This is a genomic window from Olleya sp. NP1-10 (assembly GCF_055804415.1).
In genome coordinates this window covers 1,147,445-1,159,309 of sequence record NZ_CM147840.1, presented here as the reverse complement: position 1 = coordinate 1,159,309, position 11,865 = coordinate 1,147,445, and the positions used below count along the sequence as shown (strand labels likewise).

Genomic DNA, 11,865 nt, shown 5'->3' with positions numbered 1-11,865 from the left:
AAGTATTGTGGTAAAAAACAAGTAAAAACTCATTAATTTTTTAATAAAGTATTTCTGTAATTATTATCATAACTTAGTCCTGATTTTGCTATTGCAAAAGCCTGTTTTAATAGTTTGTTACAAACGGCTATTAATGCTAATTTTTTGCTCTTCCCTTTGGCTACTAATCGATCGTATATTGCTTTGCAAGCATGGTTATATTTACAGGCATTAAAACTGCACATAAATAATAAATTTCGGAGCTTTTGATTCCCTATTTTACTAATTCGCGGACGTCCTTTTACACTACTTCCACTTTGACGGATCACTGGTGTTAAACCTGCGTAACTACACAATTCACTTCCGCTTGTAAAGCGATCAAATCCATCGGTTAAAACCACTAGCATTAATGATGTTTTGGGACCAATTCCTGGAATACTTTTTAAGCGTGTTAAAACATCTTGATGCACTTCTTTTACTAAAACTAACAATTTATCTTCTATCATTTTTAGCTCTTTCTCAACCTGTTTTAAACTGCGTTTTAAAGAGCTAACTACTACTTTACTTGGGTTACCTAAAACAGCTTCGCCATGTAGTTTATTTTTTAACATTGTGCTTTGTTTTGTATACACACCAAGGAGTCTGGTCATTTGAAGACATTCTAATTGATGTTTTGAGTTGCCTTTCCAAAGCTTTAATTTTACATCTTTGGCATATTCACAAATCAACTTAGAGTCACTTTTGTCTGTCTTTATTTTAGACAACTTCATTTGTATAAATCGTTTTACGGATAAGGGATTTTCTACCGAAACTTTAATACCTTCTTCTTGTAAATAATAAGCTAATTGGTAATGATAATAACCCGTAGCTTCCATTACACAATGACTATTAAAATCTAACAGTTTTGTGAATTTTTTAAAGCCAGAAATACTGTTTTTAAATTGGTAATAATTACCATCTGAGTCTGTAACATCAAAAACTAAATGACTGATGTCAAGTCCAAAATATTTTATATCTTTATTCATAAGAAAATGTTTTTTGAAAGGACAAGCTACGCGAGTTTCAACGACTTAAAATCGAGGTCTAAAAGCCTCATAGAACTGTACGAAATCTGTGTAGAAAAAGAGAGGGGATTTTCAATGTTGACGAGATCATAGTCTCTGCGTATATATTAACCTTATTCCTCTCTTTTGTACTTTCTGTTTATGTTTCTAATTTAATGAATTACAAACTTAAGCCGTATAAAAACAATTGCGGTTTAGTGCTTAATCAAAGGTCGTTGCGTGTTTGTAACGTCTGATTTTCCTGCGGAAAATCCTCGCATACAAACCCGCAACTATTCTTATACATAAACGTTGTAACACATTTAACCTAACCATCAAAATTGAGTGAATTAAGAAAATTAATAGACCAAATCACCGAATTCGGAATCAATCCAAAAGTGGAACTGACCGACAAAACTGATGTCTTAAAAAAACTATTAGTTGGAATTTACTCTGAATATCTAAATACGGAATTTGAATTTGATGAAACCGACTATGATGAAGAACCTGAATTTGATTACAAGACAATAAGAGAGAATGTGAAATCAAATTTCCCTGATTTCGATTGGTACAGTATTGTCCTTGACTCTAATAAAATGGAACCGAACATTGAGACTGGATGTGGAGATGAATTAGACGACTTAACGGACATTATTAAAGATTTACTTGCTGTAAAATGGAGAATGGAAAACACCAGTGAAATCGATGCACTATGGCATTTTGATTTTTCAATGAGAACTCATTCTGAACAGCATTTAGTTGACTTATTAAAAGACTTAAAGAAAGAAATGGCTAACGAATTACCAACATTAAAAAGTACTGATAAAGAGCTCGAAGCTATTTATGATGTTCATAGCAAAAGATTTTTTCATTGGCTTGAGACAAATAGTATTTCAGCAAATAGTAGCAGAGATATTGCCTCATTAGCCCATAATGAATTAGTTAAAAGGTCTAATAACCGATTTTCAAGAAAGTCAACGATTTTGACTTATTCTGTTATTGCACTATCAATCGTAACTTTAAGTTTTGCTGTGTTGGACTTTATCGGAGACAAAGAATGGCAAAAAGAACAGATATCAGTATTGGAATTGATAAACAAAAATTTGACTAAAAAGAACGCTGAAATAGAATCTTTGAAATTGGAACTTGAGAAAGCAAATAAAAAGATACTATCATTGGAGCAGATTAATAAAAGTAAAAATAAATAAAAACGTGTTACAACAATGGCTATAAATAATTGCTTGTTCTCGCTTACTTATTAAAATCCTCACGGATTTTCAAGTTGGTTTGTACTTGCGAAGTTTAGTGCTAAACCACGCAACTACTCATAGCCGAGACCGTTGGCAAACATTAACCAAATGTACTTTCCTGAAATAGGTTGACTAAAAATTAAGCAATTAATTACAGTCACTTATGAAAACACAAAATGAACACTGGCGAAAAAAAGCTACCAAAAAGCAACTTTAGAGACTAAATTTTTAGTCGTTGACCAAATACTTAGCATTCAGATATCCAATAACCAAGCTTCAAAAAAATATGACATTGCCAAAACTACTTTGGGTTAGCGATATCACATACATTAAAACCGAAAAAGGACACAACTACCTAGCATTAGTCACAGACGCCTATTCTAAGTAAATTATGGGCTACAAACTAGATAACCATATGAGAACATCACTTTGCTCAGATGCGCTAGCTATGGCAATCAAAAACAGAAAATATCCTAATCAAAAACTTATTCACCATTCAGACAGAGGTTTCCAATACTGCAACCCCAAATATACGAAGTTTGCTGAAGATAATGGAATGACAATGAGTATGACTGAACAATACGATCCTTACGAAAATGCAGTAGCTGAACGTATTAACAGAACTCTTAAATACGAATACGGACTAAAACAAAACATTAAAAACACTGTATTAGCACAAAAAATGACACAACAAGCGGTCTATATTTATAACAATTTGAGAACCCATTTTAGCCTGAATCTAAGAAAACCTGCTGAAGTACATCTAAATCCTAATATCAAATACAAGTCCTATCGAAAAAATAAAGTAAATTTACATGAACTAACGATTTAAGAACCGAGAATTTTAACTAAAAAAGAGTCAACCTATTTCAGTATAATACATGAACGATAAAATAAAGGAATATATCTTAAATGCTAATCCAATTCAATGGGTGGAATATTCTGAGGAACTTCGAGATTCTTCCGAACTCATATGGAAAGAATCAAAAAGAACAAAAGTCGTTTTGAGCTTTCCAAAAAGGTTAGATAAACCAGGACTTTCAAGACCATATTTCTTGAACATCGGTTTTTCATTAGAAAATCTTATAAAAGGACTTTTAGTTTCCGAAAATCCAGAATACTTAAAAGATGGAAAAATTAGTTCTGAAATTTCGTCAGGTCATAACTTACATAATTTAGCAAAAAAAATTAGTTCATTGACTTTCAAAAAAGCTGAATTTGATTTCTTAAAAATCTTAAATAAAGCGATACCTAATTGGAGTAGATATCCAATTCCCAAAAGATGGGAAATAGAAAACACTGAAGAAATAATAAGTGAAGACATTCGCCAACAATTTTTGAGCTTATGGGATAAAATAGGTTTTAAGATTTACGAAATGACTAAAGACAGTTGGAATGGTCCAAATGGAGTTGAATTAGGAGGTTGGAGGAGTTCGTATTTTGAAGGAACATTAAATTTTGAATTACCTGAATTAAAAAAAGAATAACTGCTTACAACAAAGTACTGTGGTAAAAAACAAGTAAAAACTAATGGTTGAATTTTTAATTAAAAATAGAGTATTAGCAATTGCTTCATGTAGAAAAATTTGAATAAACTGAAGCACAAATAGCTATCCTAAAACACAATAAAACTTATTTATTGCCACCTTACACTTTCCATGATGCGTTTGATATCTTTTTGCAAGTAATTTGCTGCAGGTAATATCGAGTCATAGTTAGGCTTTGCATAAAAATAAAGTGATCCTGTTAAAAAATGATTGATACTATCTGTAATATAAAACTGTGATTGTGATGCTGCATTACCTCCTACTTCATAAAACATTCCGTAAACTTTATTTTCTGGGTTTTCCCAAACCACTTCCTCTATAGCATCAGCTTTTTTTGTGTGCTCTTGTGTAAAATTTTGCGCATTTTTAAGGTATTTAACCAATCGGTCTTGACCATCAATAGCTTTATAAGTTAGGTAAATGGTCCCTTTTAATTTTTTATACTCGATGTTTAAACCAAAACTTGTTACATTGTCTTGTAAGCTTTTAAACTTAATAGTATCACTTAAGGTATTTCTATCAAATGTAAATGGTAAACTCTTATTGTAACTAGTATATTCTGCCTTAGGGTACTCTAAGCGTAAATATCCTTTTGGTTTTGGTAATGGGTCATTACCACAACTAGTTAATGTGACAAAAATTAGTAAGAATAGAATTATATTTTTCATAGATAAGACCAAGCTACTTCATGTAGCTTTATATTTTATGGTAATGTTATTTTAACTCTCTTGATGCGTTTTTTATCTAAAGCTTCAATAGTAAATATGTAGTTTTCAAAATTGATTTTACTGTTTCTTTTAGGAAATCCACCAGAATTTTCTAAAATAAAACCAGCTATAGTTTCAGCTTCACCTTTATTATCTTCAAAAACGGTATCGTCTTCAAGTTTTATAATTTTATAAAAATCTTTTAAAGCTGTTTTTCCTTCAAAAACATAATTTTTGTCATCAAGTTTAGAATAAATTAAGTCCTCATCATCAAACTCGTCACTAATATCACCAACAATTTCTTCAATTATATCTTCTAAAGACACCAATCCAGAAGTCCCACCATACTCATCAACCACTACAGCTAAGTGCACCTTTTTCTCTTGGAACTCTGCCATCAAGTCATCCAATTTTTTGTTTTCAGGAACAAAAAATGGTTCTCTTAATAAAGTGGTCCAGTCAAAGTTTTTCTGATCTATGTATGGTAATAAATCCTTGACGTATAACACACCTATTATAGTGTCCATATTTTCTTTATAAACAGGTATTCTAGAATAACCGTTACTTATTATATCTGGTATAATTTGGTCGTATGGCTGTTCTACATTTAAAGCAAATACATCAATACGTGGTTGCATGACTTGCTTAGTATCTGTATTACCAAAGCTAACAATACCTTGTAGTATTTTTTGTTCTTCTTTAGTAGTATCATACTCACTTGTCAGCTCTAATGCTTGTGATAATTGGTCTACGCTAATATTTGACTTTTGTTTTCCTAACCTATTATGTATACCTAAGGTTATACTTCTCATGGGTAAACTTAAAGGAGCAAACAATACATCCAACACGCGTAATGGATAAGCCATAAAAGTTGAAAACTTTAAGTTATTGCGACTGGCATATATTTTGGGTAAAATTTCACCAAAAAGTAATATCAAAAAAGTTACTACAACCACTTCTAGTATAAATTTAGCTACTGGTGAAATAATATTAGCAAACATATAATTACCTAAAAAGGCAAACAATATTACTATACCAATATTTATAAAGTTATTTGCAACTAAGATGGTGGCTAATAGTTTTTTGGGACGAGCTAATAATTTGGATAGTATTTGTATTTGTTTTTTATCCTGTAGATTTTCGTCTTCTAAATCTGATTTTGTTAACGAAAACAATGCAACTTCTGCTCCAGATATCATTGCAGAACAAATTAATAGTACTATTAAAAGTACAAAGCCAAATATAATATTTAGGTTATCTGTTTGAATAAATGCTAAAAAACTCGTGGGTTCTGGGTCCATAATTAATTATTAAAACGGAAGATCGTCGTCACTGGATACAGGTTTTGGCGATGTGTTTTGTATATTTTGTTGGGTTTGCTGTGTTGTATTAGGTTGTGGTGCTGCTTCTGGATCACGTTTTGTACTTAAAAATGTAAAATCAGACACCTGTATTTCTGTACTATAACGATCGTTACCAGACTCGTCTTGCCATTTTCTGGTTTTAATACGTCCTTCCACATATACTTTATCTCCTTTGGTAAGGTATTTTTCACATACCTCTGCTCCTTTATTGCGGACAACTATATTATGCCATTCTGTATTAGTCACACGTTGGTTAGTTTGCTTACTAACATAAGTCTCGTTAGTAGCTAACGGAAAACGTCCCACGCAACCACCTCCTTCAAAATAGTGCATTTTAACTTCATCTCCCAAATGCCCAATTAGCATTACTTTATTTAATGTTCCTGACATAAATTTATTGTTTTACTGATACAAAATTACAGCTTTACACGTCAATGTAAATAAATTTAAGAAAAAATAACCAAGTCAGACCTGTTAAGGTTTTAAAATTAAATTTTTCTATAAAATTACCTATTAATATAGGAACAGGGTAATTTGTTATTTCATCAAATAATATACCTGATTCTAAATCGTCATTTAAATTAACAATCCAAAACTTAGTATATAAATGTTGATGTGATAGTTTATGAATAATTGCCTTATCATTATATAATGACAACTCTATATTACGACCTTTAAATACATCAAGGTTTTTAATCTGCGATTCAATTATAGTATGTGATGGGCTTTTATATGTTTCAATTAACGGAAATTGATATAAGTTTTGCCAAATACCACTTCCTGTACGCTGTTCTAAAATGGTTTTATTGTCTCTTGACAAGGTTACAATAAAATTAAAATACTTTTTTTGACCTTTACCGTTTTCAGCTTGACTGGTAAATCACTTATTATATTTTTTTGAAGCGCTATACATATAGTATTAAAAGGACAACTATTACAATCTGGATTTTTAGGTTTGCACAACCTTGCACCAAACTCCATTATGGCTTGATTAAAAGTTGCAGGTTGTTTAGGATCCATTAGTTGTTGTGCTAAAGTTTTAAATTCTTTAAAACCTTTACTTGTATTAATAGGTGTGTCGATTCCATAAATTCTAGACAATGCTCTGTACACATTTCCATCTACAACAGCAGTAACTTCATTAAAACAAATAGAGGCTATTGCACTTGCTGTATAATCACCTACACCTTTTAATTTTATAATTTGATCAAAGGTATTAGGGAATTTTCCGTCCAATTCTTTGACAATATACTTAGCAGAAGCATGTAAATTTCGTGCTCTGGAGTAATATCCTAGTCCTTGCCACAATTTTAACACTTCTTGTTCTTCGGCATTGGCTAAGTCATATACAGTAGGAAAAGTAGCGGTAAAACTATCATAATAAGGACGTCCTTGTACGACTTGTGTCTGTTGTAAAATGATTTCGGAAAGCCAAATAAAATAAGGGTTTGTGGTGTTTCGCCAAGGCAAATCTCGTTTATTATCTGTATACCAATTAATTAGTTGTTTAGAAATGTTCATTAAGTAGAAAAAAGTAAGAAAAGCAAAAGTAAAGTTTATCACATTAAATTTTAATGAATTAGGTTTGAAATATTGAATATTAAATGACTATATTTGCCAACCCTTAGAAAAATTAATAACGCAAACAAGAAAAGAAAATGACTAAAGCTGATTTAGTAACAAAGATTTCTGAAAAATTAGGAATAGAAAAAGGAGATGTTCAGGCAACTGTAGAGACTTTCATGGAAGAAGTTAAAACATCTTTAGAAGGTGGTGATAATGTATACCTTAGAGGTTTTGGTAGCTTTATCATTAAAACAAGAGCAGAAAAGACAGGAAGAAATATTTCAAAAAATACGACTATCAAGATTCCTGCTCATAACATACCAGCGTTTAAACCTGCAAAAGTATTTGTAGAGGGTGTAAAAACTAACGTAGACGTAAAGTAAATTTATTATTATAAACGAATTATTAATTTAAAAACATTAACCCTATGCCAAGTGGTAAGAAACGTAAAAGACACAAGGTTGCAACGCATAAGCGTAAAAAACGTAGACGCGCTAATCGTCACAAAAAGAAAAAATAATTCAGAAAAGTAGTTTTTTAACTACTTTTTTGGTTTATTAGAAGTATCGTTCTTTGAAAACAGAGTTTATTTATAATTCGTATAACCTTGCGTAATTATTAAACTCAACCGGATTTAAAAATCCTGTGAAATATTATGACTAATTTTAAGTTATAATATAATGTATAATCCATCTATACTATAAAGTATGGATAAAAATTAACCTAAATGGATAAAGAATTAATTATTAGATCTAGTCCAGATGCTGTTGATTTTGCCTTATTAAAAGATGGAAAATTAATTGAATTACATAAAGAAGAAGATGGGAACAACTTTTCAGTTGGTGATGTGTTTATCGCTAAAATAAGAAAAGCTGTTCCTGGCTTAAATGCTGCATTTGTTAATGTAGGTTATGAAAAAGATGCTTTTTTGCATTATCATGATTTAGGACCAAAAATATCTTCTGTTTTAAAATTCACAAAAAGTGTAAGCACAGGTAAACTAAAAGATTTTTCTTTAAAAAATTACCCATTTGAAAAAGATATTGATAAAGGCGGAAAAATTAATGACGTCTTAAAATCAAATCAGTCTATTTTAGTACAAATAGTAAAAGAACCTATATCTACAAAAGGCCCAAGGATTAGCTCAGAGCTATCTATTGCTGGTAGATATATTGTTTTAGTGCCTTTTTCTGACCGTATTTCTATTTCTCAAAAAATAGAAAGTAAAGAAGAAAAAGAGCGTTTAAAACGATTAGTGAGAAGTATTACTCCTCAAGGTTTTGGAGTTATTGTACGTACAGTAGCAGAAGGCAAAAAAGTAGCCGAACTAGACAAAGATTTACAAAATTTGCTAAGTCGCTGGACTGCAATGTGTAAAAAATTACATAAAGCGCACCATCCTACCAAGGTATTAGGCGAGTTAAATAAAGCCTCTTCTATGTTAAGAGATATATTTAATGACACCTTTACTGGGATTCACGTAGATGATGACGCTTTACATGTACAGGTAAAAGATTATGTGCAAAAAATTGCACCAAAAAAAGAATCAATTGTAAAATTACATCAGTCTAATGTTCCGATTTTTGAAAAATTTGGAATTGAAAGACAAATAAAAACTGCATTTGGTAAAACAGTCTCTATGGCTAAAGGTGCTTACCTTGTTATAGAACATACCGAAGCACTTCACGTCATTGATGTAAATAGTGGTAATAGATCAAACAAATCAAACTCACAAGAAGACACAGCTCTAGAAGTTAACCTTATATCTGCAACAGAAGTTGCTAGACAACTAAGACTTAGAGACATGGGTGGAATAATTGTTGTAGATTTTATTGATTTAAATACTGCTGAACACAGAAAAAAACTATTTAATCATCTTCGTGACGAAATGAAAGATGATCGTGCCAAACACAAAATACTACCTCCTAGTAAGTTTGGATTGATTCAAATTACACGTCAAAGAGTAAGACCAGAAATGAATATTAAAACCAGAGAGGAAAATCCTAACAGTTTTAATGGAGAAGAGGTCGAAGCACCAATTAATATTGTGCCTAAAATAACTCATGACTTAGAACAATTATTAAAAAAAGACTATAAAAAGGTGACCTTAAACACACATCCTTTTATAGCAGCCTTTTTAACCAAAGGTTTTCCATCTATACGTTCAAAATGGTTTGTTGAACACAAAAAATGGGTAAAAATACAACCAAGAGATGCTTACACATACCTTGAATATCATTTTTTTGATAAAAATGGTAAACAAATTAAATAATAAAAAAAGCCTACTATATAATAGTCAGGCTTTTTTTATGCCTAAAAACTAGTTTTAAACATCAAATTAAACCATTTAAGCTACTTTAAATTGTTTTTCTACGATTAATAGACAATTGAATTTAAGTGATATTAAATATCATATAAAGAAAGCTAAAAATAAAATAGCCTTACAAATTGTAAGGCTATTTTTTGGTTTTTTGGTTTGGTTAATCTATAATTTATTGTTGTTCTGGACCACCACTAACTATAGTAAACTCAGATCTACGATTTAATTGGTGTTCTTCTTCTGTACATTTGGACTTACAATCCACTAAATGTTCAGTTTCTCCTTTTCCATCACCACTTATTCTACTTTGATCAATTCCTTTAGATACCACATAAGCTACAGTAGACTTAGCCCTTCTGTCAGATAAGCTTAAGTTATAACTATCCTTACCTCTACTATCTGTATGAGAGGTAGCATAAATTACCATTTCTGGATATTTAGTCATCACTAACACTAACTTGTCTAATTCTAAAGCTCCCTGAGGTGTGATATCAGATTTATCAAATTCAAAATAAATTGGATCTAACACTACTTTATCAGCAATTATAATTTTCTTGATAGGTGTTAAGTCTACGCTTACATTCTGTTTTTCATCTCTAGTTCCGCTTACATTTACAGAGTTATCTTCAAATTCTGATTTAGTGATTTTAAGACTAGTCTCTATCTCACAATCAGTAGTAAATGTAGCTACACCTGCTGCGTTTGTAGTTTGAGTGGCTAAAACGGAACCATTAGCATCAAATAAAGTTACTGTTGAATTTGGTAAAACCTCTCCTGTTTCAGCGTTTTCAACTGTAACAATCATATCAACTTGACATAAAGGCTTAATTTCTTTAATAGCATAAATATCGTCACTTCCCTTACCGCCTTCACGATTAGAAGATACGTAGCCGTTTTTATCTGCATCTATAGTAAAAGCAAAGTCATCTGCTTTACTGTTAATTGGAGCTCCAATATTCTTCACAACAGTATTACCTGAATATTCAGTATAAAAAACATCTAAATTCCCTAAACCTAAATGACCATTAGAAGAAAAATAAAAATATTCGTCATCTCCAGCATACGGGAACATTTCTTGCCCAGCAGTATTAATTTTGTTACCTAAATTTTCAGGTTCACTAAGCATACCGTCAGATTGTATTGTCGCTTTGTAAATATCATATTTACCAAAACCTCCTGGCTTGTCAGAAGCAAAATATAATGTTTTACCATCTTTACTAACAGAAGGATTTTTAACAGAATAACTATTTGTGTTGATGTTTAAAGGTTGAACATTTGTCCAAGAATCACCATTTTTGGTAGCCTTAAATAACTGTAAAACACTAATTTTTGTATTATCACCCTCTAGCTTTTCATACATATTCTCAAAAAAACTTTCTCTAGAAAAATATAATGTATTACCATCAGGTGTAATAGAAACAATACCTTCATGGTGTTTAGTGTTTATCTTACCTGAAAGTAAATTTGCTTCAGAAAAACCACCATCTTCAGACATATTTAATTGATACACATCTAAATATGGTTGATCATTCCAGCCATAATTACGTCTAGAATCGTTTCTTGAAGAGGTTATATAAAGCATTCCATCTTTAAATGTTCCTCCAAAATCAGAAGCTGGTGTATTAATATCTAAATTTTTTGCTGTAAATTTTTCTTCAGACTTTAATATATCATCTAAATAATTAGGATTTAAATTGTAAGCTACCGCACGATCATCGCCAGGAGACATTGCTGCAAATTTGTTCATTTGCACATTAGACGCTTCATATTTTCCATTTGCTTTTAACATTTCAGAATACTTGTAAAGCATTTCTGGTTCTGATGCTCCAGCTTCAATTGCTTTTGCATACCATTTCTCAGCTTCTACTGTATTGAATGTATTATAATTAGCTTCTGCTAGTTTAGAATAAACATAAGTAGACCCTTTACCGTCTTCTACTAACTTAGTATAAGATTTTGCTGCTTCGACAAATTCTAATTTTTGAAAATGTTTATCGGCTTTTTTTGTCGCATCACTTTGAGCAAACACACAAGTGCTGCTTAATAAGATAGCGCATATAAATAGTTGTATTTTTTTCATTGTCTTGGT

At 31.1% G+C, this 11,865-nt stretch carries 10 protein-coding genes and 1 pseudogene; 5 read left to right on the top strand and 6 right to left on the bottom strand.

Annotation, left to right across the window (positions count from 1 at the left end):
- Positions 1 to 32: 32 nt before the first annotated feature.
- Complete coding sequence (locus tag AC0L4B_RS05290) at positions 33 to 1,004, bottom strand: IS110 family RNA-guided transposase (protein ID WP_473438859.1); 972 nt, start codon at positions 1,002 to 1,004, stop codon at positions 33 to 35.
- A 359-nt stretch (positions 1,005 to 1,363) separates the two neighbouring features.
- Between AC0L4B_RS05290 and AC0L4B_RS05285 the strand changes: the two genes are divergently transcribed.
- The 3 genes from AC0L4B_RS05285 to AC0L4B_RS05275 all read left to right on the top strand — a co-directional run bounded on the left by AC0L4B_RS05285 (position 1,364) and on the right by AC0L4B_RS05275 (position 3,759).
- Positions 1,364 to 2,230, top strand: a complete 867-nt coding sequence (locus AC0L4B_RS05285; protein WP_473438858.1) for a DUF5063 domain-containing protein — start codon at positions 1,364 to 1,366, stop codon at positions 2,228 to 2,230.
- A gap of 433 nt (positions 2,231 to 2,663) precedes the next feature.
- Positions 2,664 to 3,104 (top strand): transposase, encoded by a 441-nt coding sequence (locus AC0L4B_RS05280; protein WP_473438857.1) that lies wholly within the window; start codon positions 2,664 to 2,666, stop codon positions 3,102 to 3,104.
- Positions 3,105 to 3,153: 49 nt separating this feature from the next.
- Positions 3,154 to 3,759 carry a hypothetical protein gene (locus tag AC0L4B_RS05275; protein WP_473438856.1) on the top strand — a complete coding sequence of 202 codons (606 nt, stop codon included), beginning with the start codon at positions 3,154 to 3,156 and terminating at the stop codon, positions 3,757 to 3,759.
- A 149-nt stretch (positions 3,760 to 3,908) separates the two neighbouring features.
- Here the strand turns inward: AC0L4B_RS05275 and gldD are convergent, their stop codons facing one another.
- The 4 genes and pseudogenes from gldD to mutY all read right to left on the bottom strand — a co-directional run bounded on the left by gldD (position 3,909) and on the right by mutY (position 7,411).
- On the bottom strand, positions 3,909 to 4,487 hold the full coding sequence (gldD, locus tag AC0L4B_RS05270) for a gliding motility lipoprotein GldD (RefSeq protein ID WP_473438855.1): 579 nt from the start codon (positions 4,485 to 4,487) through the stop codon (positions 3,909 to 3,911).
- Positions 4,488 to 4,522: 35 nt separating this feature from the next.
- Positions 4,523 to 5,827, bottom strand: coding sequence for a gliding motility-associated protein GldE (locus AC0L4B_RS05265; RefSeq protein ID WP_473438854.1), 1,305 nt, complete (start codon positions 5,825 to 5,827; stop codon positions 4,523 to 4,525).
- Positions 5,828 to 5,836: 9 nt separating this feature from the next.
- Positions 5,837 to 6,280 carry a single-stranded DNA-binding protein gene (locus tag AC0L4B_RS05260; RefSeq protein ID WP_473438853.1) on the bottom strand — a complete coding sequence of 148 codons (444 nt, stop codon included), beginning with the start codon at positions 6,278 to 6,280 and terminating at the stop codon, positions 5,837 to 5,839.
- A 34-nt stretch (positions 6,281 to 6,314) separates the two neighbouring features.
- A pseudogene (mutY, locus tag AC0L4B_RS05255) lies at positions 6,315 to 7,411 on the bottom strand (A/G-specific adenine glycosylase).
- 137 nt (positions 7,412 to 7,548) lie between these two features.
- On the opposite strand from mutY, the gene AC0L4B_RS05250 reads away from it, so the two are divergent.
- Positions 7,549 to 7,839 (top strand): HU family DNA-binding protein, encoded by a 291-nt coding sequence (locus AC0L4B_RS05250; protein WP_028283181.1) that lies wholly within the window; start codon positions 7,549 to 7,551, stop codon positions 7,837 to 7,839.
- Positions 7,840 to 8,183: 344 nt separating this feature from the next.
- Positions 8,184 to 9,728, top strand: a complete 1,545-nt coding sequence (locus AC0L4B_RS05245; protein ID WP_473438852.1) for an Rne/Rng family ribonuclease — start codon at positions 8,184 to 8,186, stop codon at positions 9,726 to 9,728.
- A 220-nt stretch (positions 9,729 to 9,948) separates the two neighbouring features.
- Here the strand turns inward: AC0L4B_RS05245 and AC0L4B_RS05240 are convergent, their stop codons facing one another.
- The gene (locus AC0L4B_RS05240; protein ID WP_473438851.1) at positions 9,949 to 11,856 is read right to left on the bottom strand and encodes an OmpA family protein; all 1,908 of its coding nucleotides are present in this window, start codon (positions 11,854 to 11,856) and stop codon (positions 9,949 to 9,951) included.
- Positions 11,857 to 11,865 lie beyond the last annotated feature (9 nt).